The 24,694-nt window shown below is 67.1% G+C and carries 18 protein-coding genes, 2 tRNA genes, 1 pseudogene and 1 riboswitch; of the genes and pseudogenes, 8 read left to right on the top strand and 13 right to left on the bottom strand.

Going from position 1 to position 24,694, the window contains the following annotated elements; all coding sequences use genetic code 11:
* Positions 1 to 86: 86 nt before the first annotated feature.
* The 10 genes from R3I40_RS02950 to R3I40_RS02995 all read right to left on the bottom strand — a co-directional run bounded on the left by R3I40_RS02950 (position 87) and on the right by R3I40_RS02995 (position 12,634).
* On the bottom strand, positions 87 to 647 hold the full coding sequence (locus R3I40_RS02950; protein ID WP_285262417.1) for a hypothetical protein: 561 nt from the start codon (positions 645 to 647) through the stop codon (positions 87 to 89).
* Positions 637 to 1,293 carry a hypothetical protein gene (locus R3I40_RS02955; protein WP_285262416.1) on the bottom strand — a complete coding sequence of 219 codons (657 nt, stop codon included), beginning with the start codon at positions 1,291 to 1,293 and terminating at the stop codon, positions 637 to 639. Before R3I40_RS02955 ends, R3I40_RS02950 begins: the two co-directional genes overlap by 11 nt.
* A 354-nt stretch (positions 1,294 to 1,647) precedes the next feature.
* Positions 1,648 to 2,784, bottom strand: a complete 1,137-nt coding sequence (locus R3I40_RS02960; RefSeq protein ID WP_285262415.1) for an ArdC-like ssDNA-binding domain-containing protein — start codon at positions 2,782 to 2,784, stop codon at positions 1,648 to 1,650.
* Positions 2,784 to 4,604, bottom strand: coding sequence for a type IV secretory system conjugative DNA transfer family protein (locus R3I40_RS02965; protein WP_285262414.1), 1,821 nt, complete (start codon positions 4,602 to 4,604; stop codon positions 2,784 to 2,786). Before R3I40_RS02965 ends, R3I40_RS02960 begins: the two co-directional genes overlap by 1 nt.
* Positions 4,591 to 6,114: a putative type IV secretion/conjugal transfer ATPase gene (locus R3I40_RS02970; protein WP_317700087.1), complete on the bottom strand. Its 1,524-nt coding sequence runs from the start codon at positions 6,112 to 6,114 to the stop codon at positions 4,591 to 4,593. Before R3I40_RS02970 ends, R3I40_RS02965 begins: the two co-directional genes overlap by 14 nt.
* Positions 6,111 to 7,565: an SCO6880 family protein gene (locus tag R3I40_RS02975; RefSeq protein ID WP_317700088.1), complete on the bottom strand. Its 1,455-nt coding sequence runs from the start codon at positions 7,563 to 7,565 to the stop codon at positions 6,111 to 6,113. Before R3I40_RS02975 ends, R3I40_RS02970 begins: the two co-directional genes overlap by 4 nt.
* Positions 7,566 to 7,598: 33 nt before the next feature.
* Complete coding sequence (locus tag R3I40_RS02980; RefSeq protein WP_285262411.1) at positions 7,599 to 7,901, bottom strand: hypothetical protein; 303 nt, start codon at positions 7,899 to 7,901, stop codon at positions 7,599 to 7,601.
* A 406-nt stretch (positions 7,902 to 8,307) separates the two neighbouring features.
* Positions 8,308 to 10,071: a type IV secretion system protein gene (locus R3I40_RS02985; RefSeq protein ID WP_285262410.1), complete on the bottom strand. Its 1,764-nt coding sequence runs from the start codon at positions 10,069 to 10,071 to the stop codon at positions 8,308 to 8,310.
* The gene (locus tag R3I40_RS02990) at positions 10,058 to 10,810 is read right to left on the bottom strand and encodes a hypothetical protein (RefSeq protein ID WP_285262409.1); all 753 of its coding nucleotides are present in this window, start codon (positions 10,808 to 10,810) and stop codon (positions 10,058 to 10,060) included. Before R3I40_RS02990 ends, R3I40_RS02985 begins: the two co-directional genes overlap by 14 nt.
* Positions 10,811 to 10,873: 63 nt before the next feature.
* Positions 10,874 to 12,634, bottom strand: coding sequence for a hypothetical protein (locus R3I40_RS02995; RefSeq protein ID WP_285262408.1), 1,761 nt, complete (start codon positions 12,632 to 12,634; stop codon positions 10,874 to 10,876).
* A 1,452-nt stretch (positions 12,635 to 14,086) separates the two neighbouring features.
* On the opposite strand from R3I40_RS02995, the pseudogene R3I40_RS11555 reads away from it, so the two are divergent.
* Positions 14,087 to 14,182: pseudogene (locus R3I40_RS11555) on the top strand (hypothetical protein); the annotation flags it as partial.
* A 125-nt stretch (positions 14,183 to 14,307) separates the two neighbouring features.
* Here the strand turns inward: R3I40_RS11555 and R3I40_RS03000 are convergent.
* Positions 14,308 to 14,384 (bottom strand) — tRNA-Lys (locus R3I40_RS03000).
* Between the two features lie 236 nt (positions 14,385 to 14,620).
* Positions 14,621 to 15,715: a YeiH family protein gene (locus tag R3I40_RS03005; protein ID WP_285262407.1), complete on the bottom strand. Its 1,095-nt coding sequence runs from the start codon at positions 15,713 to 15,715 to the stop codon at positions 14,621 to 14,623.
* 71 nt (positions 15,716 to 15,786) lie between these two features.
* On the opposite strand from R3I40_RS03005, the gene R3I40_RS03010 reads away from it, so the two are divergent.
* The 3 genes from R3I40_RS03010 to R3I40_RS03020 all read left to right on the top strand — a co-directional run bounded on the left by R3I40_RS03010 (position 15,787) and on the right by R3I40_RS03020 (position 19,904).
* Positions 15,787 to 16,698, top strand: coding sequence for a LysR family transcriptional regulator (locus tag R3I40_RS03010; protein ID WP_285262406.1), 912 nt, complete (start codon positions 15,787 to 15,789; stop codon positions 16,696 to 16,698).
* Between the two features lie 130 nt (positions 16,699 to 16,828).
* A complete protein-coding gene (locus R3I40_RS03015; protein ID WP_285262405.1) occupies positions 16,829 to 19,006 on the top strand; it encodes a glucose PTS transporter subunit IIA in 2,178 nt (725 codons plus the stop codon).
* Positions 19,007 to 19,049: 43 nt separating this feature from the next.
* Positions 19,050 to 19,904: a PRD domain-containing protein gene (locus R3I40_RS03020; RefSeq protein WP_239376261.1), complete on the top strand. Its 855-nt coding sequence runs from the start codon at positions 19,050 to 19,052 to the stop codon at positions 19,902 to 19,904.
* Positions 19,905 to 20,034: 130 nt separating this feature from the next.
* Here R3I40_RS03020 and R3I40_RS03025 read toward each other — a convergent pair.
* A tRNA-Lys gene (locus R3I40_RS03025) sits at positions 20,035 to 20,108 on the bottom strand.
* A gap of 201 nt (positions 20,109 to 20,309) precedes the next feature.
* Between R3I40_RS03025 and R3I40_RS03030 the strand changes: the two genes are divergently transcribed.
* The 4 genes from R3I40_RS03030 (at position 20,310) to ribB (ending at position 24,666) form a co-directional block, all read left to right on the top strand.
* On the top strand, positions 20,310 to 21,206 hold the full coding sequence (locus tag R3I40_RS03030; protein ID WP_239376259.1) for an NAD-dependent epimerase/dehydratase family protein: 897 nt from the start codon (positions 20,310 to 20,312) through the stop codon (positions 21,204 to 21,206).
* A gap of 28 nt (positions 21,207 to 21,234) precedes the next feature.
* A riboswitch (FMN riboswitch) is annotated at positions 21,235 to 21,381 on the top strand.
* A 59-nt stretch (positions 21,382 to 21,440) separates the two neighbouring features.
* Positions 21,441 to 22,589: a bifunctional diaminohydroxyphosphoribosylaminopyrimidine deaminase/5-amino-6-(5-phosphoribosylamino)uracil reductase RibD gene (locus R3I40_RS03035; protein ID WP_285262404.1), complete on the top strand. Its 1,149-nt coding sequence runs from the start codon at positions 21,441 to 21,443 to the stop codon at positions 22,587 to 22,589.
* Positions 22,589 to 23,344: a riboflavin synthase gene (locus R3I40_RS03040; RefSeq protein ID WP_285262403.1), complete on the top strand. Its 756-nt coding sequence runs from the start codon at positions 22,589 to 22,591 to the stop codon at positions 23,342 to 23,344. The genes R3I40_RS03035 and R3I40_RS03040 overlap by 1 nt, the downstream gene beginning before the upstream one ends.
* Positions 23,341 to 24,666: a 3,4-dihydroxy-2-butanone-4-phosphate synthase gene (ribB, locus tag R3I40_RS03045; protein ID WP_285262402.1), complete on the top strand. Its 1,326-nt coding sequence runs from the start codon at positions 23,341 to 23,343 to the stop codon at positions 24,664 to 24,666. Before R3I40_RS03040 ends, ribB begins: the two co-directional genes overlap by 4 nt.
* Positions 24,667 to 24,694: the final 28 nt, after the last annotated feature.

Raw genomic sequence — 24,694 nt, forward strand, 5'->3', positions numbered from 1 at the left:
GGGTTGCCGATAAATCCCTGACAGCGGTATGACCGCATGCAAACTGAATTTCCCATCGGCTCGGGATAGCGACCTTCTGGCTCATTTCAGCGGCCCCGCGTGAAATCCACGAACACGACGTTCATCGATCCCCCGCCCCGTCCTGCTTCCAAATGGTTCTGTACAGCGAGATCGACACGGGCGCTCTGCGCCGCGAACTCACGGCTCATCTCACCCTCCTCCGCGATCTCGCGTGCCCAACTCTGGACACGGGGTGCAACGTGCTCATCCGTCGTGCACCGCAACGTCCCCGTGATGGCCGCGACCTCCTGCCTGACCCATGAGAAGTAGCGATGGAAGTCGATAGGTCCTGTCCCTGGCTGCATCTCGTGGTACAAGGTGTCGTAGGAATCGCGCGCCGCGCTCCACAGCTGCACCAGATCAGGGTGCTGCTCCCAGCAGGGCAGGATCACCGACGACGGAAGAGCCCACTCGGTTGTCATCTGAGCAACCCACAGGCGCAGCCGATCCAGCTCATCGCCCCACTCGTGGACCGACAGAGCCATCCAATCGACCGGATGCGGAAGCTCAGCCATCTCGGTATCGTCAGTCTGCCCGATTTCCTGTTCCAGATCGCGGAACTGATCCAGGTTCTGATCATCGGCCATTGCGCAGCCACCTCTCATATTGATCCCAATTCGCGGCACCGCCCAAGGGCGCTTCTAGTATCTCAGGCCGCGCCGCCACCGCCTCCACAAGCTGGTCCACCACGACGGCGTGTGCCGGAATCTCCACTGTGACCGCGCGCACCACCGGCAGAGGGTACGTCACGGCCGCCAGCGTCAGGTACGCCCGCACCGCTTCACTCTCCAGTGACCTCGTAAGGACGCGCAGCGCTGTTTTCCGCAATCCACGCCGCACTAGAGCCTCCGGTAGAGCCTCCAGCGCTTCAGGCCCCTCGACGTGGGCCACCCGCCGTGCCAGTGAACGACGAACCAGGCCCGCTGTCGCTGTTTCGCTGATGACGCGCCCCTCGCGCAGAGCTTCCCACCATGACGACTCTAGGTGCGATTGGTCATCGGTGTGGATCAGCAGACAGCGCCACTCGTCACCCACCATTCGAAGCACATGAGGACAGCTAGCTTCTAGAACCTCGAAGTTGGCCCGTGAAGTCAGATCGTCATGATCAACGCCCCACTTCGTGGTCGGTACCGGAACCCAGCCAGCGGCCGACGCCCCCTCTAAAGCCGACGCGGGCACCGCTGGTGTGCCCGCGTCATCGACCATTCCGACCGAGCGGTCAACGCTGTACATCCGGCTCTCCTCTCTGCTGCCGTGCTACACCCAGCAGTCGCCGCATCACCACTTCGTAGTCCATTCCGCGCCACCGTCCAGCGTCATACGCACCGTGCACCCAGTCATGGTCCGTTCGACACAGCGCCACCAGGTCCGAGTGACGCTCACGTCCCATCCGCTCGTAGCTCATGTGATGCAAGTCGGACCATGCCCCCTGGCAGACAGCGCATCGAACAGCGCCCGACCGGTTCTGTTCCTCTTCGATCCAGCGGGCGCGGCGCTCCCACCACAGCGGTGACTGCATGTACGCGCGGTAGCGGTGGCGATGCCGAGCGCGCTGCCGCCCGATTACCGCATGAGCCCGGACGCGCCTCACCGGCGTGCCTTCGCCCGAACCGCTGCACTGGGAGCAACCGGTTCTTCATCGCGAATCCGCGCGGGAGCTCGGGCCTCCATGCGCAGAGCATTCTTCACTCGCTGCTGTTCCGGTGAAGACGCTGCTTCCTGCTTCACATCATCCTTTGACGGCAGTGCCCCGGTCGCAATGACTGCCCCGGCAGGCAGCCGGTCGAGCGTTGCGTTCACCGCCGTTGCTACCCGGGTCACCACCTGTGCGCTCAGTTCTGCCGTCGTCTCCTGGTCCGCACCGGTGGTGCCCAGCACCCACCCTCCGGCGTAGGCAGTACTGGACTCAGTGGTGTCCAGCCCGTGCAGCTTCGCCAGCACATGCGCGTAGGTTTCCGCTTCGAACTCGCGCTGCCCCCGAGGCAGTGCACGAGCCCCTTCAATCTTCGGGTGATGCATCTTCACATGACCAAGCTCATGAAGCGCGGTTGCCACCGTCTCTGCTTCACCGCGGGCACCGTTGATCGTCACTTCCTGATCCTTGTACCGCGTGAGTCCTTCAGCACCGCTCGGCAACGGTCCGTCCGTGATGGTGAGGGAGAATCCCTCTCGCTCGATTTCAGCTCTCAGCGCGTCCATCAGACCATCGGGCACAACACCTTGGGTGTTGGGGCTCCACGTGGGCAGAGACGGCAGGTCAGGCCCCTCGGTCTGAGAGATATCGAAGACGCTGGCAGGCTTCACGCCCACCATCCTCTGTTCGATCTTCTCACCCGCGGCGGGCCGCTCTCGGTAGTTCAGCCGCCGCCACGATGACGGATCATCCGGTGTGGCCGACGCGAACCGCGCCGTGACCGGAGCCAGAATCTGGTAGCCCTTCTCACCGCGGCGCACCTGACGCCCCATCTCCTGAAACTGCTTGTACCCAGCTAGCAACGACGGCTCCTCCACCGACTCCCCGCGCTCCCTTCGGCCGAGATATTGCGAGTAGATCAGCGCCGCGTTGTTGGGGGAGCGGGAGCGGAACCGCGCTACGAAGCTGACCAGCGCGACCGCATCTTCGCCGGTCGCCAGGCTCTGCACACGGTCCGCCATGTCGTTCGACAGCTGCTCAACCTTCTGAGCGCGCTCCTGTAGATACTCCTCTCGTGATTGACGCGCCATCACTCATCACCACCACTCATCGTCGGGACGTCATCGGACACTCCTGTCAGCCGCTCAGCGGCTGCTTCTTGCTTCTGCTGACGAAGCCGCTTCACCTGCTTGTCATAGCGTCGGAAGAACGGTTCAAAGCTGACCACTACCAGGGGTTTCGCCGCTTCGATCACGCAGCCCAAGCCCCGCCGCATGGTCTGAATCTGGTGCTTCTCCAGCACCTGCTCTTCCCGTTCCGAGTAGGAGCGTCCAACGCCCTCACCCCGTCGGGAACTCGACACAGACTCCTGCACCACCGTCCGAGTGCCCGCAGCTCGCGACATGGAGGTCAGCACTGCGTCATCGTCCACGCCACCCAGCACGATTCGCTGAGTTGCGGACTCCCACATCGCCTTCGCCGCGTCCTGGCCATAGCGCAGAGCTGCCTGTGCGAGCGACTGGAACCCAGCCGTCGTTTGGATACCCAGGCCGCCGCCTTCACTGATCATGCGGGGCAGCTCCGGCAGCCGACCAATGTTGCCGATCTCGTCAAGACTCATATGGGCAGGCGGCTCCATCCGTCCACCCGGCGCGCCGTTGGCCCGCCGCACCATTGCTCGCCAGACAGCATCCACGAGCGTCAGAATCAACTGGGCGGCGGTACCGCCGTCCTGACCCAGGATGTAGATGGTCCCGGCATCACGCAGGAATGCATCAATGTCCAACTGATCGCCACCAGGGCCGAACGTTCGACGTACGCCCCGCTCAACCAGTGCCATCCCCACGTTGGACACCGGAGCCCACATGTTCGCGCGCGTCTCCAGGTCGTCCATCTCCACCACGGACACCAACATGGAGGCCAAGTCCGCGGCCCCGCGCGTGTCCCGCAGAATCTCCACAGCATCCAGGGCGTTCTTCGGATCGAAGCACCAGCTCTGGAACTGGCCCATCGTCACGTCCCCATCGACAGCGGCAGCGTGAAGCAAGGGAGCCATCACCCGCTTCGTGGTGGCCTCCCAGAACCCCGCATTCTTGACACCCTCACCACCGCTGGACGCGAGCACACGCGCCCGCGCCAGCGCCTCACTCACGTCCTCGCATCCAGACCACAAGCACCAGGACACCCCGCTCGGCAGGCCCGCTTCTTCTCCCACACCCTCCGGGTCACAGACCATCATGGGACCACCTGTCTGCTCGCGCAGCTCCCATGTCATCCGCACAATCTCAGCCTTCGTCGACGTCGACAGCACAGCTCCTGGAGCCTGAGCGATCCGTGGGCCGATGATCGACTGGGACTTGCCCACACGCGACGGAGCAATCAGCATCGTAGGAGTCTCAAACGTCGTGTAGGTTTTCACCCCCTGGCTCACGCCATCCCAGAACGCGAAGTCATCCACACAGGGACGCCGCCCGGCCTCAAAATCAGGTCTGATCTGACGGTGCCGGTTCAGCACCTGTCGCGCGCCGTACTGGCGCGCAACCTCAGACCGGTCAGGCAGCCCTCGCTCCCGGCCGATCTCCCGAGCCGCCGCTGATCGCTGACGGGCCACGGTTCGCCACCCGACTCGCACCAGACCACCAAGCAGCAAGACCAGCACCGCAACCACGGTCCAAACCAGCGGGGTAGACCCCACGCCAAGGAGCTCGCCAGCGTGCCCCGGGCTCAGCACTGCCTGCACTGCCTGCCCCAGCCCGGCAGAGTACGAACGACCCTGCACAACTGCTGCCACGAAGCCAGCTGCCCACACCAGGGCCACCGGCGCGGCGACGATCCCGAGAACAAACGGGGCCACCACTTCGAAGCCGCCAGCGCGCCGCCTCATCTCTCCACGAGTGTCACGCCGGGCCATGCTTCACCATCGCCTCATCGGTGTCGAAGATCGCCGCCTCACGCGGAGTCCGCGTCACTTGCACCATCGACTGCCGCCGCCCAATGCGCCACAGGGCCTGGCCCTTGCGCAGATCAGTCAGCAGACCAGCCGCTGTATCGGTCAGGTCCAACATCTCCTGAGCCGGACCCACAGCACGCCCTGACTGCCGGAACGAGATCACCGTGGACGAATCAGACACGAGGTTGTGCGCGAGAGCCCGCGCAGCCTGTCCACCATCTCCAGCAGTCTCCAGGTCACCAAAGGAGTGGAACACCAGCACGTTAGAGATGCCCCAGCCACGCGCAATCTTCCAGTTGTGCTGCAACCGAGCGAGCAGCGAGTGCTGAGTGAAAATCCGCCACCCCTCGTCGTACACCATGAATCGGCGCCGGTGCGTACCGTCCTGGAGCGCCGACTCCATCCACGAGGACGTACACGTCATCACCACATCAAGCAGCCGATTTCCATCCAGACGCGACACATCGATGGTCAGCATGGGCAGCGACGGATCAAACCGCACAGTGGACTTCCCGTTGAGCACGCCACCCAGCGCCCCCTGCGTCAGCTTCGCAAGTGCATGGCCCACCTCCTGCGAGTGGTCGCGCACCTCCGTCATGCGCGTGAACCCCTCGGGCACCCGGTCACGTTCATCCTTTTGGGGATTGAACAGCTCATGCACCACATCACCCAGCACCGGCTCCTCAGCATCACAACGCAGCACCTGAGTGAGCGCATACAGCAGAGCGCTCGACTCCATGGGAGTCAGCTCCCGCCCTTCCGGCATCAGCCGCTCTGTGATCGCCTCCAGCAGCATCGCCCGGCGATTGCGAGTGGTCTCCTCCCAATCCTCCTCGCTGTATGAGGAGGGGCGCGTGATCGGGGTGCCCAGAACATTGATCCGATCCGCACCACCGGGGCCGATCTCAAACGCTGCACCGCCGACAGCGCGCGCGGGCGCAGTCCACTCACCCTTTACATCAGCAGGCACATACGACCGATAGCCAAAAGCCGCGCCGCGCGTGGTCAAGGCTTTGTTCAGCGTGGACTTTCCCGAGCCCACCTTGCCCGAGCAGATGATGTTCGGGTCATCGAGCACACCAGCCTCATATGCGCTGAACGGGTCGTACGTAAACACGCCGCCGCCGAGAAGGTTCTGGCCCATCACCATGCCCTGAGCGCCAAGACCCGGGTCAGCGAGGAACGGATACGTGAGCCCCAGGATTCCGGTGTGCGCACGGTGCGATTGAGCCTGGAACGCATGCGACGTTCGCAAAGCCTTCGGCCCCTTCTCACCGGCAGCAGGCAGATAGTCCTCAGACCGCCAGGCCGTCTTCTCTTCCCGAGCCACACGCGCTCGCTCCGCAGCCTTCGCCTTCTGATCCTCTGCGATCAGTTCACGCTCACGGCGGCGCATCAACCGCCAGTCCGTCCGCGACAGACGTCGCGCACTGGCCGTCACCACTCGACGCTTCGACTTCTCCACTGTCACAGCCCCCGTCCGAATGGCAGTGCGCCAGCGATGAACGCCGACGCCTGTTCACCACCGAGAATTCGCAGTTCACACCCCGACTGGGCTGCCGCAGTCCGGGCCTGGTCCGTCACCACGCGCAGCTCCTGGAGATCGTCAGCCGAGACGGTCACCAGCCCGGCGAACCGCATAGCACCGTGGCCCTCTTCCAGTGCGTTTTCTTCGTTTTCCAGCGCTTGGCGCTCACGCTGACGCTCCTTCGTGTCGATAGCACCGGACTTTCGTTCCCACATCCGTGACGTTTCCGCCGCGGTGGACGCCGCACGCGCGCTGGTGATGGCACGCCGAGTCGGGATCGGCTCATAGATCATCGTGAACGTATGGCGAATCTGTGCAATCACCAGGCGCTGGAGGAATCCCGCCGTTGCCTGCTTCCGAGGCCACTCCACAACCCACAGCACCCGCTGATAGCCCGACTCAGTGCGGAAGTACGTGAACGCTTCGTCCACTGCCAGCGGGCCAGCACCAGCTAGTGACCGCCCAACCTCAGGGTGAGCCTCCAGCTCTGCCAGCGAATCCGGGTCATACGCGGTCCGAGCCAGCACGGCAATGTCTCCCGATGAGCACCAACCCTCAAAGTTCACCTGGGCATCCCCCAACCGCGACCGAAGATGCTGCATTCGCTCACGCAGAACCTCAGCGCCACCAGTGACACCACCGCCCGCCGCACGCACGCTGCCTGCCACGCCACGCGCGGTCATCTTGAGCCGAATCGAAACCCACGCTTCGTGGCGCACGGACCGCACGCGCGAAGCAGCCAGGTACTCGCCATACAGCTCATGCGCAGCAGACGACACCTCCAAGGTTCCCTCAGATTCAAAGTGCGCCCGCACCTCCTCACCCGAGTCCGAGATGGCGCGCAGCAGAACCTGCACCCGGTCTACACCCGAACCAGCATCCTCACAGAACGCCGCCAGCACACTGCCGAAGCCAGACGCCACGGAATCCTGTCGCTCACTCTCAGCCAGTACGAACGAATCCGACGCACTCACTCGCGCCACCGCCGTCAGCGTACGAGTCGTCGGATCATGCACCAGACCGGCGCCACTGAGAGCATCACTAAGCACGCGCAGCCGCGCAGCATCCCCAGGCAGACCCAGCGCCCCAGCGGGCCGCGGTGCCAGCGGGCGCGCACGGTACGTCCGCTGCCCCGTAGCACCGCGCAGCAGCCATCGGCCGAGGTAGGGTACCCAGTTCACCAAGGGACGGCCTGTCCACCACGTCGGTGCAACCCCAAGCAGCACCATCACAGGCACTGCCATCCCAGCGCGCCCCAGCCACAGACCGGCCACAGTGAAGACGAGAGCAGCACCCAGGAGCCCTAGCTGAACACCGCTGATTCCCGCGATCACTCCACGCTGAGAGCGGCGAGGGAACCTCGCCGTCAAGCGCTGTGATGCCTCCGCAGACATGACGTCCTCCTCAGGTCAGTAGTCGAGGTGAGATCAGGAGAAAATCGACGGAGCCTGATTCGCGAAGAACGTGATCAGAGCATTGGCGCCCGCGCAGGCAATCGCAACCAGCGCCGCGACCGCCAGCACCTTCACCCCGATGGCTGCCACACCCGGTCGGTTTGACAGCGAAGCACCGCCCCACACGATGGCCCCAGCGATCAGCACAATCACCGCCGCAATCAGCCCGATATTCATGATGGTTCCGGCAACGTCCGTCAGAAACGTCTTGACGCCGCTGGGCAGCGCGTCCCACGTTGGGGAAACACCGGGATCGAAGTTCTCTGCAATGACCATGGTTCGCGTCCTCTCACGTTGTGGTCCGGCCCTGCACCGGAGCATCTGACCCCACAAGCGCCGTGAGCACGACAACGGGGCCGCCACTGGAAATCCAGTAACGGCCCCGGTCTCAATTTGCCCGGATCAGCTAATCCACAACGTGAACGCTCGATCGCCCAGCCACGCCACGAACAGGCTCAAACCGGCCGCGACGACCGCGGAGCACGCTGCTCCCACCACCGCGAACCACCCGGACTGACTCATCTGCGGGCGGCTTGAAACTGTGCCAATCCCTGCCATCACCGCGCCGAGGACGACCCCGACCACTGCCAGGATGAGAGCGGCATTGGCCGCGGTGCCCGCGATGGACTCTAGTAGGTCGCGAGACCCCGGCGGGAGAGCGTCACCACGAGGAACCAGTGGATCAGTCATGCTTCGCCCCTCCATCCTGAGCCGTGCTGTCCTCGCTCACCGGCACAGGCGTAGACGGGACCGAGCCGTGCCCGGTCGTGGAATCCTCGACCGGCGGTGATGGTTCATCCGCCATCATCGAGTCACCCGACGGAACCACAGCATCCGATCCAGACGACGCCGCCGCTCCAGAGGAAGCAACGTAGTCAGCGTCACGACCCGACGCAGCCGACGCAGTGTCCCTAGCCTCGACCGGGGAATGCTCCGACGAAGCGGAGTCGCCACTCGTGGCCCCACCCGCACTCGTGCCCTCGTCGATGCCCTCCTGGACCTGAGACTGAGCTTCCTTCGCCGTCTCCTGCACCGCGCCCACAGCGGCCTTACCAGCTTCGACAGCGCCCACAGCTGCCAAGCCGACGCCGGTACCAGCGGCAGCCGCCTCACCGGCGGCGACCTCACCACCAGCAGCCTGACCGGCAGCACCGGCCCCAGAACCGCCAACAGTCCCCGACACGCCAGCTTCACCGCCTCCACCGGTCCCGCTGGACACGGTGCCGCCTCCTGCATCACTCAGAACGGACCGCGCTCGACTTGCAGCGGACTGAGACACATCGACCGCCGATGACGGGACGCGACTCAGGCGCGACTGAGCGGCCTGTCCGGCCTGGCTAATCGCCGCCACAGACGCCTCACCCATCCATCCGAAGAAGGCGAAGCACGCGACCGGCATAAACGCGGCAATGACCAGCATCATGATGCCCGAGAGCATCGTGGCCAGGTCCGGCAGCACAAACGATCCCCCCTCAACGCCAGGCTCGATGATTGCGAGAACTCCCAGTCCCATCACAACCGCGATAGCAAGCTTCGTGAACAGCAACGCCACCAGCCACCCGGTCCACGTGGACGCCCACCGTCGAGTCGGTCCCCATGAGAGACCGGCCAGACAGATGGGCCCGACCACGATGACGACATACAGCAGCGCGTTACGGGTCACCAGGGCGAGTCCGATGATCACACACGACATCAGCACAAGCAGCGCGGAGATGATCGCGATGATCGCCGTCACGAGCATTCCGGCCGCGGGTACCTCCCACCCCTTCACCGGCCCACTTACATCTTGCCCCGCGGAGAGATTTCCAATGACGGTCCCCACAGAGACCACAGCGCCCATGATCCGGTCCACGAAGGAGTCCACGTCCGTCAACGTGGCATTCAGCAACCCCGTGGCCACGCTATCGAGTGCCTGAACCCCCAAGTGGGTCAAGGGCAACAGCGCCAGTGTCCCGATCAGTGAACCGGCGGCCCCGAACGCTGCACCCCGAGCTCCGGCGAGGCTCCGTGCTCGAAACGACTCCACGCAGATTCGGAGCATGGCGAACAGGATGATCAGTGGCAGCGCGATGAAGAAGATGCGCCCGCCCATGTCGTAGATGAACTGCCCGTCCACCTGAGGTTCAGTCGTGTGGATCAGCAGGTTCATGATGAGACGGAAGAAGTACTGAGTCCCATCGACGATCGATTGCGCGAGGTCCCACAGCGCTTCTTGAAACTTCGACTCCGCGGCAGCCGTTGCTCGGTCGGTGACGGCTTGAGTTGGCCCCTTCTCCAGCACCTCGCTCGCAAGCTGCACATTGTCATTAGCCGCAATCTTTGCCGCTGACTTCCCGGTTTGGACCACGCCGCACGCTATGGGATCAGGTGACAGCAGGCAGTCTTTGATTCCCGTCGATTTCGCCGCATCAGGCGCGGCAGGCACCAGCACATCAGCCATTGTCATTGGACTTCACCTTCCCCGTCATCTCCACCGACAGCACCGTGCACGACCCAGCGCCCTTCTCGCACGACAGCACCACGACCCACTCCACCGGCCCTTCATCCCACTGCCGCCGCGACCCATCCTTCGCCGTCGCCTGCCGCTGAAGGTTGCCCTGCACGGTTACCACCGTGGTTTCCTGACCCTCCAGCCACTTCGCCAGTTTCTTTTGCTCCTCACTAGACGGCTCCTCGCCACCAAAGAAGCGCTCCTGGACGTAGCCATCATCGCTGGCGACCTTGGTCCGGGTCGGTTCAAATTCGTCAGCGACGTCAAGCTTTTGGCGCTCCTCCCACGGCTCCCACGACAGCGCCAACATCGTCGTCGCATCAGCCCACTGCGCCTGAGGAATACCTGGCGCATCACTAGGGGAGACCTCAGCCAACACCCGCGCGTAGTCATCCTGCTCAAACCGCTCGGCGTCCGTGGACCCCAGCATCCGCGTCACATTGGCAGCCATCTCCGCCGGGTCATCGGTCTGCGGCAGAGGAACCAGCGAGGTCACGTTAGAGGTCTGTGGGTCACTCCCCTTCTTCGTCGGAACCGGCCCCGCTGACGGTGTGGCCGAGGGCCGCACATCCACCCGCTCCTCCGCAGGCACCGTGCTGTTCCGGCCCAGCACAGACAGCCCCACGATAGCCACGATCATCACCAGGACCACCACCGCCGGGATGATGACCCGCTTCTGCTTCAACCTCCACATGACACGCTCCTTGCCGCATCGGCACGCTGACTCATGTCCCCACAAGCCCGCGCACCACGACAGCTACGCCACCGCCCACCGATCAGGTGGCCCCGCCTCCAACACATGCACCCACCACGCCTGTGTCTCCTGACCACGCGCGCCACTCAGCCACGCCCGCCACAGAGCTCGCTCATAACGATGCCGACGAATCACCTCAGCCACCACCGCGACAGCCCCTACACGCTCAGCAACCACATCCAGCCGGTCCGGTCGGGCAACCAGCCGTCCTCGCTCGATCTCAACCAGGCCCCAGGACCGCATCATGCCGACCACCTCGTGTGCGGTCGAACGCGAGATACCCGAGCGACGCGACGCCTCCAGCACAGACGACGCCCCACGCTCAATCGCCTCGAACACCAGCGCCGCGGCAGCACCCAGCTCCACGAACACGGGCCGCAGCGCATGAACCTTTCCAGCAGGCAGCTCCACACGCTCAGCCAGCCCGCGATGCCGCTCAGGGATACGCAGCTCGTACGCATCGGCCTCGACGCCCTCAGCCGCCTTCACCTGCACGATCCACGGGTCCGCCGACTCCCTCAATACCTCCAGCAACCGAGCCACAGTGGACGCATCGACCGGCATCGACACCGACAACGACCGCACCCCAAACGACACATGACGCGAGCCAACCTGATGAGCAGCCGCCGCCAGCGCCCGCAACAGCAAACGCACATGCACCCCCCGGGAGCCAGCAAACTCCGACCGCTCCACCTCAGCCAGCACTGCACGCCAACGCCGAATGAACCGATGTTCATCAATCTCAATTTCACGCGCTGAACGACCAGTGCCTGCCCCCCTCGTGACATTGAACGCCGCGCTTGTGTTGCACTGACGGACAGACGTCGGCCGCGGCGTAGCAGCCACAATTTTTTGAGCCTTCACCAGCTCCTTTCCGAGGCGTGAGTGCCGGTCGCCACTGACGTTGTGGAACATCGCCGCCAGGCCCGGCCACCGACCGTCCTCCATCCGCGCAACGATGCCGCCGAAGTCCAACCCGGCGCGGGCGGCCGCGCAGATCACCGCCATCCGGCCCTCGGATGCAGAGCGGTACCCCGCTTCTTCGAAAGCCCCCGACTGAGCCAGGCGCGCCATTCGCTCAGACAGCACCCGCTGCCCTCCCAGAGGCAGCGCATCGACACTGTCCACCGCATCCACCGGAGCAGGCGCCGCCAGTGCCATCTGGTCACGCCGAATCTGGGCAATCTCCTCGCTCAGAACGCGCCTCAGCGCCCCGAGCACGTCTGAGCCATTTCGCACCAGCAGGACACGGCGCGCAGTATCAAGGTCCGTCACCAGCTCCTGGAAACCACCGCGCTTGTGCACCGAACCAGGCGGCCGGATGCAGCCCGACTCAGCCCCGGTCACGTGAGGCTGCGCATCCACCCCAGGGAAACGACGTGCAACAGCGCGAGCCAGCTCAGCGGCCTCCACCGCGCTGAGCCCATCCCGCAGAGGCAGATAAACGTGATGGCGCCCGGCAGGGGAGCGGTCCACAATGACCGACCCACCGCACCGCTGGAGCAGTGCCACCAGCCGGTGAGTGAGCGCCGCGCCCTCAGTCCCCTCCACATCGACGTCGAGAGCCAGCGTCCGGCAGAAGCCGTGCGAGTTGTAGAGGAGAACCGCCGCAGGCTCCCGCGGAATATCAGCCGTCAGATCAACTTCGCGCGTCCGCGGATACTCCCACCGACCACGACGGCCATTGAACCGCGCCACACGAACCCGCGACCGCCCCGCCAGCCCCGCGGCCAGCGACCACGCCGATGCTTGCGCCTCACTCACTCCCGGCCGTACCATGAGAGCGACCTCCTTGTTTGTGTTTTGACGACAACTAGGTCAGTGGAGATCGAGGAAGGCCGCCAAACCTTTTGATCCTCATCTCCCGCAGCTTCAAGAGCGCCGCACCGACTCAGGGCGGCGCTCTTCTGCTGCACAGGCTCACGCGACACGACGCAGCACCGCTCGCCCCGCACGCTCACTCGTCTCGAACAGAGCAGGCTGCACACCCACCGAGCGCCCCAAGCCACCCGGCCGAGCGGCCACAACCCGGGCCTGACGCTCATGCCACGAGGACACCCTCACAGCGCGCCCAGCGCGCCGCGCATGCGCGCACTCACTCAGGAGGGACCACTCAGGATGGCGCTCAGTACCGAACAGCAGCCCCGCCATCGCGGCCGCACGCTCACGAGCCAGCCCAACCTCACGCAGCTGCTCACCGGCCTCCAGGAAACGACGCAGCCGCCGACGGGTCACAGACGCCGTAGCACCCACACCCCGCTCACCATCCACAGCAGTGTCAGCAGCCACCTCCACGCAACGCGCCACAACCGCCCCACGCACCCGAAACCGCTGAATCAGCACCGCGGCGAACTCTCGCACCACGGCCGCCGACTCCGGTGACCCCTCACCCCGCGCAGGTGCCCACGCAGACGCCATAGACACCGCATCCAGCGCCGGACCACCATCCGCGGTCAGCTCACTGAACCGCTGCACACGCTGAACCCCCGCGCCGACCTGGCGTGATCCCACGCCCATCGTCTCCGCAAGAGCCGCGCGGTCCACATTGAGGCTGACACTCTTAATCACGAACCCCAACGGTGCATCCATCTCCAGAATCCGAGCCGCCGAAGCCGCAAGACCACCGCGCCCCGAGATCACCAAAACCGCCTCAGCAGCGCAATCGCCCGCGCCCTCAGTGGTCGCGCTCTTAGGCTCCAGCACCCGCGTCAGAAAGTGCGCCAGAGCTTCACCAGCAGGAGATGACCAACCCGCAGGGTCAGCGGCAGCAGCTATCAGAAGCTCCCGAAACTCCTGCTCGTCATTCATCGCGGACATTACTGATCCCCTCAGCTCTCACCATCGCGAGCTCGGTCCTGCTCAGCCCGCTGCACCCACCGGCGCAACATCTGACCGCGGACCTGAACCTCGCCATCGGTCTCCCGCACCAGGCGCTGAGCAACGTCATCCCACGGCGCCGGAGTCACCGACCGCCGCTGATCCATCGCCCACTCCCACAGACCCCCATGACCAGCTTCACGAAGGAGGACGTCTGCAAGTCTCGCCTGTGTACTCATGGTCCTTAGCGTAGTACGGATTTCCGTACTCTCGCAAGAACTTGGCGCGTACAGCGTGTTTTTTGCTTTCAGGGCCGCTAGCGTGACTTACATGAGTACTGCCCCAGCGCATGAATTCCCGACCACTGACCAGCGAATCTCGGCAGCGACAAAGGCGCTCATGGCTGCTCGTGACGTGCGAGCCGACGATCTGGCGCTCGCAATCGGAGTCAGTCGGAACCAGACCTTCGCCAAGCTTCGCGGCGCTTCGACCTGGAAAGCGTCCGAAGTTGAGGAGATCGCTCGCTACTTCGGTGTGGCCATCGGGAGCCTCTATGAAGGGATGGGCCTGCTTGGCGACACGACGAAGCCCCGCCGGGTTTCCGACGGGGCTTCTCGTGGTGGTGCGCCATCAGGGATTCGAACCCCGGACCCACTGATTAAGAGTCAGTTGCTCTAACCAACTGAGCTAATGGCGCTTCGCTGCTCACAGCAGGTGACCGCTGAGGCAACAGGTCATCGCCGAAGCGACGGAGACCACCCTATCGCCCTCGCGGCCCCGGCGCCACTCGGAACCGGGGCCACAGGCAGGTAGGTCGAACATCACACCCGGCGGCTTCGTCGGCGATGAGGTGACAAGTGACGGCGAAGCAGACGCTGGGCGGCACTGACCAGATCACCGCGTGTGATGCTCGAGATCATGCGGCGGCGGCGCTCAGGCGAGCAGTGCCGCGCCGAGGCCGCCCACCACCGTCACCGCGACAGTGGAGCCGAGGGCGAGGATCACCGGGCGCAGGCCCAGGCGGCGGAACATGCTGAGCTCGACGCCGGCGCCGAGGCCGAACATCGCGGCACCCAGCAGCAGGATCTGCACGAGGCTCGCCGCATCCAGCAGGCCCTGCGGCATCGGCAGGATCGACCGCAGGATCACAGCCACGATGAACAGGGCCACGAACATCGGCATCACCGGCGGCATGGTGGTCGCGGACGCGTCGGCCCCGCGCTGGCCCAGGCGGTGGCGCTCCACGATCGCAATGCCGGCCATCACCGGGGCGAGCATGAGCACACGCGCCAGCTTCACGATCACGGCCGCTCCGAGGGCGGCACCGCCGAGGGCGCCGCCGATGGCGACGACCTGCGCCACCTCGTGCACGGAGGCGCCGGCCCACATCGCGGTCTGGTCGGTGGTGAAGCCGATCGCGGAGGCCATCAGCGGCAGCAGCGGGATCATGATCGTGCCGAACACGACCACCAGCGCCACGGCGGAGACCACTTCCTCCTCCTTCTTGTCCTGGATGACGCCGTCGGCGCCCGCCACAGCAGCAGCGCCGCAGATGGAGAAGCCGCAGCCGATCAGAAGGGAATGCGGACGGCTGAGCCCCAGCATGGATCCCATGGCGAGAGAGGAGGCGAGGCCGACGACGACCACCGCCACCACGAGGAGCAGAACGCCCCACCCGAGGGCGAGGATGTCGCCGATGGCCAGCTGCAGGCCGAGCACCACGATGCCGGCTCGCAGCAGGTGCTTCGCACTGAACGCGATCCCGGGTTCGACCAGGTCGGGCACGCGGATCGTGTTGCGCATCAGCATGCCGAGGACGATGGCGATCAGCAGTGCGCTGATCGGGCCCGTCACGGTCGAGATCGCGAACGCGAGAGCGATGCCGGCGGCGCACAGGGCAATGCCCGGGATGAGCCCGCCGATGCCGCGGCGCGGGCCCGGATCCGGTGCCGGTGCGGAGGCCGGCGCCTGGGTGGCGGCGGGGGCTGGAGCGGTCAGGGTCTGGGGGGTCGATGCGTGTCGGGACATGGGGACAAGTCTTCGCCGCTCGCGTCGCTTCCGGTAGGCATGCCCCCCGCACGGGGGCATATCATCGGCGTATGCTTCCGGATCTGCCCGACCTGCGCACCGCCCAGCTCCTCGCCGCCGTGCGCGAACTCGGCTCCATCGGGGCCGCTGCCCGCCATGTCGGCATCGCCCAGCCCAACGCGTCGCGCACCATCAGCGCCCTGGAGAGCTCCCTCGGCGCGCAGCTGCTCACGCGCCATCCCCGCGGCGCTCGCCTCACCCCAGCGGGAGAGCGCGCCGCCGAGACCGCCCGCCGGCTCCTCGACGCCGCCCGCGACCACGCCCGCACCCTCGAGGACATCGCCGCCGCCCCCACCGGCAGCCTCGCCATCGCCGCCTCCAACACCGTGGCTGACCACATGATCCCGCGCTGGCTCGCCGCATTCCAGCCCGCCCATCCCGGCATCACCGTGTCCGTCGTGGTCCGCAACTCCAGCCGGGTGTTCGACGACGTCCAGCGCGGCAGCGCCGACCTCGGCTTCGTGGAGACCCCGTCGGTCCACCCGCGCCTGTCCACTGAGGACATCACCCGCGACCGCCTCGCCATCGTGGTGCCGCCCAGCCACCCATGGGCGCAGCGCACCGAGATCACCCGTGAGGACATCCTCGCCGAAGGCCTCGTCACCCGCGAGGACGGCTCCGGCACCAAACTCACCCTCCAGCAGGCATTGGGGGAGGAGGCCGTGCTGCAGTCCATCGTGGAACTCGGCTCCAACGCGGCCGTCCGCTCCGCCGTCCTCGCCGGCGGCGGCCCCGCTGTCCTGTCCGAACTGGTGGTGCTCGAGGACCTGCAGCGCGGCACCCTCGTGGAAGTCGAGGCCGATTTCATCAGCGGCGACGAACTGGACCGCACCATCCGCGCCGTCTGGCGCGGCAGCAGCCCGTCGGCCCCCGCCCAGGCGTTCCTGCGCTCGGTGACCAACGTCCCTGCGCCGGGCATCTGAGCCCCTGCTATAGTCAGCGCAGGATTGTTACTCCTCCGAGGCAAGACCTGAGACAGCACCACTGTGCCCGTCTCGGGTCTTTTCGCATTTAACGCGGTGCCTCGCCACACTCCGGAAGGAAGGGACATCGATGTCCACCAAACAGACGCGCTCACCAGCAGCGCAGATCGTCGAGGGCGTGGGCGGCCCCGACAACATCATCAGCCTCACCCACTGCGCCACCCGCCTGCGGTTTCAGCTGAAGGACGCAGCCCAGGCCGACGCGTCCGTGCTCGACACGGTCCCCGGCGTGATGGGCACCGTCCCGCAGGCAGGCGACCGGTACCAGGTGGTGATCGGCGGCGCCGTCGGCGGCATGTACAACGACATCATCAGTCTGCCCGAGACCCGCTTCCTCGGCGACTCCTCCTCCGCACGCCCCAAGACCGACGCCGAGGTGAAGGCCGAGGCCCGCGCCGGCGGTCCGCGCGGCCGCTTCGGCTGGCTCGACAGCTTCTTCGAGTACCTCTCGGACTCCTTCCGCCCCCTGCTGGGCGTGCTGCTCGGCGCTTCCCTCATCATCGCGTTCACCGCGGTGCTCGACGCCTTCGGCGTTGTCGACTTCCGCGCCGATGACAAGTCAGCCACCTGGGTGTTCGTCGATGCGATGTGGCGCAGCGTGTTCTACTTCCTGCCCGTGATGGTGGCGTACAACGCCGCCCGCAAGCTCAACATCGACCCGTGGGTGGGCGCCGCCGTCATGGCCGCCGTCATGACCCCCGAATACATCCTCCTGAAGAACACCGAACGGTTCGCCGACACGATCTGCACCACCAACGCCACGCTCGGCACCGAGTCCTGCGTGGCGAACATCGCCGGGATCCCGCTGCAGCTGCAGGACTACGGCGGCCAGGTCTTCGTGCCGCTGATGATGGTGCCTCTGCTGTTCCTGGTGTACCGCCTGTTCCAGAGGATCATCCCGAGCTCCGTGCACATGGTGTTCGTGCCGTTCTTCAGCTTCATCATCATGATCCCGGTGACCGCGTTCCTCATCGGCCCGCTCGGCATCTGGCTCGGCTCCGGCCTCGGCACCGGTCTGGCATGGCTCAACGGCAACGCCCCGATCGTGTTCGCCATCCTCATCCCGCTGCTGTACCCGTTCCTGGTGCCGCTGGGCCTGCACTGGCCGCTGAACGCGCTCATGCTGCAGAACATCAACACCCTCGGCTACGACTTCATCCAGGGCCCCATGGGCGCATGGAACTTCGCCTGCTTCGGCGCCACCGCCGGCGTCCTCATCCTCTCCATCCGTCACCGCGACGGCGTGATGCGGCAGACCTCCACGGGTGCGCTCGCGGCCGGTCTGTTCGGCGGCATCTCCGAGCCGTCCCTGTACGGCATCCACCTGCGGTTCAAGCGGATCTACCCGCGCATGCTCGTGGGCTGCCTCGTGGGCGGCCTGATCGTGGGCCTGTTCGGCGGCGTCAACGCCTCCACCTTCGTGTTCACCTCGCTGCTGACCATCCCGGTGTTCTCGCCCGCGCTCGTGTACATCATCGCGATCGCCGCGGCGTTCTTCACCGCCATGCTGCTGATCGTGTTCACCGACTACATGACGCCGGAGCAGCGCGCGGCGGCGATCGCTGAGCGCGACGCCGCTGAAGCCGCAGAGCGCGGCGATGTCCCGACGGCGGATGAGCGTGAGCTCGTCGGTGCCGGCGCGCCCCTCCCAGCCGGTGCCGCCGGCGCTGGTGCGGCCGCTGCGGCCGGCTCCCACGCCGCCGGTTCGGAACCTTCGGCGGAGGGCTCCGTCGGCGCCCAGACTGCCGGTGGTTCTGCTGCCAGCGGACGGGCCGACGGGCCCACGGAGACGATCGGCGCCCCGCTCGACGGCGCGGTCCTGTCCCTGGATGACGTGGATGACGCCGTGTTCTCCTCGCGCGCCCTCGGTGAGGGCGTCGGCATCGAACCCGATGCGCACGCCGGGTCCGTGCAGGTGACCGCGCCCGTCGGCGGTGAGCTGATGACAGTGGCCTCCACCGGTCACGCCTACGGCATCCGCACCGCCGACGGCGTCGAGGTGCTCGTCCACATCGGCATCGACACCGTGCAGATGGGCGGTGACGGCTTCGACGTCCGCGTGGCGCAGGGCGAGTCCGTGCACGCCGGGGATGTGCTCGCCGTGGTGGACTTCGACGCGGTCCGCCGCGCCGGCCACCCCGCCACCACCCTGATGACCGTCACCAACACCGCGTCGCTCGGTTCGGTGGAGCCCGTCGTCGGCTCCGCCGCCCGCGCCGGTGACGCGGTGATCCGCGTGGCGAAGTAGAGTGTCGGGAGTCTGACACATCCATGATCAGCGGGAGGGTGCGATGAAGGTTCTGCGCGTGCTGAACAACAACATCGTGCTCTCCCGCGATCCGTCGGGGCGCGCCGTGATCCTCACCGGCTCTGGGCTCGGCTTCCGGGCCCGCCCCGGCGATGCGGTCGACCCCGCGAAGATCTCCCAGACGTTCGTGCCGGCCGACGGACGCGACCCCGACCATCTCGCGCAGCTGCTCGCCGAGCTGCATCCCGGTATCGCCCGGGCCGTCCTGAACGCACTGCGGCAGGTCGATGAGAAGCTCGCCCAGTCCGTCACCCTCGTGGTCGCGATCGCGGACCACATCGCGGGCGTCGCTGCTCGCCGCGCCTCCGGTGACGACGAACCGGCCTACCCGCTGGAGCCGGAAGTGCGGGCCCTCTACCCGCAGGAGCTCGACCGGGCTCGGACGATCCTGCGGCTCGTCAACGACCAGGTGGATGACCCACTGGGGGAGGCGGAGGAGACGGCGATCGCGCTGCACCTGGTGAACGCGAGCTTCGCGCATCAGGGGGACCTCGCCTTCACCTACCGGATGACGGGCGTGATCCAGCAGATGCTCGCCGTGATCGAAAGCCGCTTCGGTGTGGAGCTGGAGCAGTCCACGGTGAACACAGCCCGCTTCATCACGCACGTGCGGTACCTGTTCGCCCGCATCCAGCAGGGCAAACAGCTGGAGGAGGTGTCCTCCGTGATCGGTCAGTCGATCCGCGACGCCTATCCCGAGGCGGTGCGCGTGGCGGAGCAGCTCGCGTCGATCGTGAGCCTCCGCTTCGGCGAGAGCCTGACAGCGGACGAGGTGTCGTATCTGGCTCTGCACGTCGCCCGCATCACCACATCCGACGAGGCAGTGCAGCGCGCCTGACCGGGGCGGTTCTCCGGGGTCGACGGGGCCCCGCGCTTTTCGTCCTCGCAGCGACCGTACCAATGCGAGTGGGCGGGGCGGGTATGCAGAAGGCCCCGCCGGTGATCCGACGGGGCCTTCCCATGCAGTGTGCGCCATCAGGGATTCGAACCCCGGACCCACTGATTAAGAGTCAGTTGCTCTAACCAACTGAGCTAATGGCGCCTGTCCCGCTGTGCGGTACTCGAAAGACAGTACACGCCCTGATGGTCCATGGGGAAGCCGAGCGGGTGTTCGTGAGACGCATCGAACATCGCGGCACCCGCCGGCCCGTCGTCCGGGACGGATGGGCCCCAGGTGCAGGTGACCGGCTCGCATAGACTGGTCTCCACCCCCCGCTCACCACGACGAACCGAGGAGACTCCTGTGAGGATCGCAGTCACGGGCGCCACCGGCGTGCTCGGCCAGGAAGCAGTCGAAGCTCTGGTTGCGGAGGGCCACGAGGTCACCGGTGTGACCCGCCGGGAGCGCGGCATCCCCATCATCGAAGGACGCGGCGCCCGCCCCGTCGTCGCCGACGTCTTCAGCGCCTCCGACCTCGCCCGCGCATTCCGCGGGCACGACGTCGTCATCAACACTCTCGCGAAGATCCCCGTCGGCATGACCGCGCTGCGACCCCTCGCGTGGCGTGAGGACGACCGTCTCCATCAGGAGGCGTCCGTGGCGATCGCTCAGGCCGCCGCTGATGCCGGCTGCTCGAAGCTGATCCAGGAGTCCTCCCTGTTCATGTACCCCGACAACGGCGATGACTGGATCGGTGAGGACCAGGCGCTGAACGTCCGCAGCTCCGCGTTCAGAGCCCGCGTCACCGAGATGCGCGCCGCGGTCGACTTCGCCAACCGAGGCCGCTCCGCGGTGATCCTGCGGCTCGGCCAGCTGTACGGTCGCGACCCCGCCACCACGGACACCCTGCGCAAGGTGCGCGATGGGGCCCCGGTGCTGCTGGGGAAGCCGTCGGACTACATCACCCTGCTGCACCACCAGGACGCCGGCCGCGCCTTCACCGCGGCCCTGAAGGCCCGTTCCGGGTTCTACAACGTGGGCGGGGAGCCGATCCGCCGTGAGCGCTGGGCGAAGGACCTCGGCCGCGAAGCGAAGGCGGACAAACCCGCCCGGTTCTTCAACGACATCGCGCAGCTCGCGCTGAGCCCCCGCCTCGAGGTGCAGCGGCGCTCCCTGCGGGTGTCGTCCCTGCGGTTCTTCAACGAGACCGGCTGGACGCCCACGATCGGGCCGTCCACCCTCGGCTGGTCGCGCATGTGATCCGGAATGCGCTCGGTTACACTGGACGCACTTGTTCCGGGAATCGGTGGAATTCCGAACTGGCGGTGACAGCCCGCTAACCGGCTCCACGGCCCGCACCCGCGGGACCGCTGAGCTGGCCTGACCGGTGGAATTCCGGTGCCGACAGTCACAGTCTGGATGGGAGGAACACAACTGGCGCGCGCCCTCATGGCGAGCGTCCGTCTCCCGCGCCCGGTGTCGTGAAAGGAACCGATGAGCGGGAAACTCCTCTCATCCCTTCCAGGCACCGAGCTGGCCGCGGCGTTCTCGCGCGCGATCAGACTCGCCCAGAAGGGACCACGCAGCGCCAACCCCCGAGTGGGCGCCCTCCTGATTCTGCCCAGCGGCGACACCGTGGAGGGCTGGCACCGCGGCGCCGGCACGCCCCACGCCGAAGCCGACGCCCTCGACCGCGCCCGCGCCGCCGGCCACGATCCCCGCGGCGGGATCATGATCGTCACGCTGGAGCCGTGCGCCCACAGCGGCCGCACCCCCTCGTGCGCCCGGGGCCTGATCGACGCCGGCGTCACCGCCTGCCTGTTCGCCCACGCCGACCCCACCGAACGGGCCGGCGGGGGAGCGGACCTGCTGCGGGCCGACGGCATCACCGCCCTCACCTGGGTCGACGCCGTCGCTCACACCGACCACGGCCGCACCCCCGGCGACGCGGCTGCGGCGCAATCGCTGACCGCGGATGCGCAGCGGCTCAACGACCGGTGGATGCGTGCCCAGTTCGAACGGCGGCCCTTCGTCACTGCGAAGATCGCGCAGACCCTCGACGGCTTCACCGCCGCTCCCGACGGCACCAGCCAGTGGATCACCTCCCACGAAGCGCGCGCCGCCGGGCACCGACTGCGCGCGCATGTCGATGCGATCGCCGTCGGCACCGGCACCCTCATCGCGGACGACCCGCGCCTGAGTGCCCGCACCCCCGCAGGCGACGCTGCGCACCAGCCGCTGCGCGTCGTGATCGGGCAGCGCCCGGTGCCTGAGGGGTCCGCCGTCATCGGAGCCGACGGGCGCTTCGTCCACCTCGCCACCCGCGACCTGCCGGCTGCGCTCACGCAGCTGCGCCGAGAGCACGGCGTGGAGCATCTCCTGATCGACGGCGGCCCCACCCTCATCGGGGCGGCACTCGCCGCGGACCTCATCGATGACCTGTGGGTCCATATCGAGCCGACGCTCCTCGGCGCAGGCCGGCCCAGTGTTCTTGGCCTGAACCCGTCGACCCTCACCGACCGCCTGGACTTTGACGCTGATGCGCCCGAAATCCACGGCACCACCGTCACCATCCACGCCCGGCCCCGCCCTGCAGCGCCGCAGGCCGATACCGCGGGCACCCCCGACCGGAAGGACGCCTGATGTTCACTGGAATCGTTGAAGCGAAGGGACGGATCGTCGAGATCCGCGACCTCGGCGGCTCCCTCACCCGCCTCACCGTGTCGGCACCCGCGGACCTCATCGCGGATCTGCAGCACGGTGCCTCGCTCGCCGTCAGCGGGGTCTGCCTCACCGCCCTGGCCGAGCCTGCTCCCGAGCACGCACCCGGAGAGTCCGCTGCCACCACCGACGCCGCGGACCCGGGCGCTGCCGCCACAGCGCTGTTCACCGCCGACGTCATGGGGGAGACCCTCGCCCTCACCACGCTCGGCGGTGCGAGAGTCGGTGACGAGGTCAACCTGGAGCGCTGCACCCGCGCCGGCGACCGGCTCGACGGGCACATCGTGCAGGGCCACGTCGATGCGGTCGGTACGGTCGTGGACCGCCGCCACGAGGGGCAGTGGCGCCGTCTGCGGGTGCAGATCCCGTCGGCCCTCGCCGGTCAGATCGCCCAGAAGGGCTCGATCGCGCTGGACGGCGTCTCCCTCACCATCACTGAGGTGTCCGCGCCGGGCGCTGCGGAGCCCTTCGCGGAGGTCGCGCTGATCCCCGAGACGCTGCGCGCCACCACCTTGGGGCGCGCATCCGTCGGCACGAGGGTGAACGTGGAGACCGACGCGATCGCGAAGTACACCCAGCGCCTCCTCGCCGTCGCCGCCGCGCGGCCCGCCCCAGCATCCGCGTGCGACCGCTCCACCGCTGCACCCGCCGACGCCCCGAAGGAGGCCCGCGCATGACGCTCCGACTCACGCCCCTGCCCGATGCCCTCGACCAGCTGCGCGCCGGCCGACCCGTCGTTGTGCTCGACGACGAGGACCGCGAGAACGAAGGCGACCTCATCCTCGCCGCCGAACTCGCCACCGAGGAGCAGATCGGCTTCATGGTCCGCCACACCTCCGGCTACCTCTGCGCCCCCATCACCCCGGGCCGTGCACGCCGACTCGGCCTGCCGCTGATGGTGCCGAACTCCGAGGACCCGAAGCTCACCGCCTACACCCTCACCGTGGACGCCCGCCACGGCACCACCACCGGCATCAGCGCGCACGACCGCGCCCTCACCGCCCGCACCCTCGTCACCGGGGAGGCTTCCGACCTCATCCGGCCCGGTCATCTCGTTCCGCTGATCGCTCGTCCCGGCGGTCTGCGCGAACGCCCCGGCCACACCGAAGCCGCCACCGACCTCGCCCGCCTCGCAGGGCTCCGGCGAGCCGGGGTGATCGGCGAGATCGTCCACGACGACGGCTCCATGATGCGCGCGCCCGCCCTCGCCGCGTTCGCCGCCGAGCACGGCCTTGCGATCATCACGATCGAGCAGATCCTCGCCAGCGGCCTGCTGGAGGAGCTCGATGGGCACGCCGCATCCGTCGGCCGGCCGCAGAGCGCCGACGGCGCCGACGACCCCGACGGTGCCGCCGACGGTCGCGGCGAGGGAGCTGACGACTGCTCTGACGGCATCGCCGCCAGCGACCCCATCGACCTGCCCACCCCGCACGGCACGTTCACCGCCCGCGCCTGGCAGACGGAGCGCGGCGAGCACCTCACCCTCACCGCCGACGGCCCCGACCGCATCAGCGCCCCCGGGGCCGACGGAAGCCCCAGCGCCACAGTCCGCCTCCACTCCGAATGCCTCACCGGGGATGTGTTCGGCTCCCACCGCTGCGACTGCGGCGAACAGCTCGACGCCGCCCTCACCGCGATCGCCCGCGACGGCGGCACCCTGCTGTATCTGCGCGGACACGAAGGCCGCGGCATCGGCCTGTTCAACAAGCTGCGAGCCTACGCCCTCCAGGACCGGGGCGCGGACACCGTGGACGCCAACCGCGACCTCGGCCTGCCCGTGGACGCGCGGCTCTACACCGACGCCGCCGGCATCCTCCGCCGCCTCGGCCTCACCGAGGTCGACCTCATCACCAACAACCCGGTGAAGGCGGCGGCGCTGGAGGCCGACGGAATCCGCGTCCGCTCTATCCGCAGCGCCGAAGTGCCGGCGCGCGAGCAGAACGCCCGATACCTCGCCACCAAGCGCGACCGCATGCACCACCTGCTCACCGCGCTCTGAACCCCACCCCACCCACCACCCTGCACCA

Source organism: Helcobacillus massiliensis (assembly GCF_033106145.1).
Taxonomy (GTDB): domain Bacteria; phylum Actinomycetota; class Actinomycetes; order Actinomycetales; family Dermabacteraceae; genus Helcobacillus; species Helcobacillus massiliensis.

Excerpts from the sequence above, each read along its gene's own strand:
- R3I40_RS02950 (WP_285262417.1), bottom strand. The coding sequence starts at position 647 with ATGGCCGATGATCAGAACCTGGATCAGTTCCGCGATCTGGAACAGGAA.
- R3I40_RS02955 (WP_285262416.1), bottom strand. The coding sequence starts at position 1,293 with ATGTACAGCGTTGACCGCTCGGTCGGAATGGTCGATGACGCGGGCACA.
- R3I40_RS02960 (WP_285262415.1), bottom strand. The coding sequence starts at position 2,784 with ATGGCGCGTCAATCACGAGAGGAGTATCTACAGGAGCGCGCTCAGAAG.
- R3I40_RS02965 (WP_285262414.1), bottom strand. The coding sequence starts at position 4,604 with ATGGCCCGGCGTGACACTCGTGGAGAGATGAGGCGGCGCGCTGGCGGC.
- R3I40_RS02975 (WP_317700088.1), bottom strand. The coding sequence starts at position 7,565 with ATGTCTGCGGAGGCATCACAGCGCTTGACGGCGAGGTTCCCTCGCCGC.
- R3I40_RS02980 (WP_285262411.1), bottom strand. The coding sequence starts at position 7,901 with ATGGTCATTGCAGAGAACTTCGATCCCGGTGTTTCCCCAACGTGGGAC.
- R3I40_RS02985 (WP_285262410.1), bottom strand. The coding sequence starts at position 10,071 with ATGACAATGGCTGATGTGCTGGTGCCTGCCGCGCCTGATGCGGCGAAA.
- R3I40_RS02990 (WP_285262409.1), bottom strand. The coding sequence starts at position 10,810 with ATGTGGAGGTTGAAGCAGAAGCGGGTCATCATCCCGGCGGTGGTGGTC.
- R3I40_RS03005 (WP_285262407.1), bottom strand. The coding sequence starts at position 15,715 with ATGTCCCGACACGCATCGACCCCCCAGACCCTGACCGCTCCAGCCCCC.
- R3I40_RS03010 (WP_285262406.1), top strand. The coding sequence starts at position 15,787 with ATGCTTCCGGATCTGCCCGACCTGCGCACCGCCCAGCTCCTCGCCGCC.
- R3I40_RS03015 (WP_285262405.1), top strand. The coding sequence starts at position 16,829 with ATGTCCACCAAACAGACGCGCTCACCAGCAGCGCAGATCGTCGAGGGC.
- R3I40_RS03020 (WP_239376261.1), top strand. The coding sequence starts at position 19,050 with ATGAAGGTTCTGCGCGTGCTGAACAACAACATCGTGCTCTCCCGCGAT.
- R3I40_RS03035 (WP_285262404.1), top strand. The coding sequence starts at position 21,441 with ATGAGCGGGAAACTCCTCTCATCCCTTCCAGGCACCGAGCTGGCCGCG.
- R3I40_RS03040 (WP_285262403.1), top strand. The coding sequence starts at position 22,589 with ATGTTCACTGGAATCGTTGAAGCGAAGGGACGGATCGTCGAGATCCGC.
- ribB (WP_285262402.1), top strand. The coding sequence starts at position 23,341 with ATGACGCTCCGACTCACGCCCCTGCCCGATGCCCTCGACCAGCTGCGC.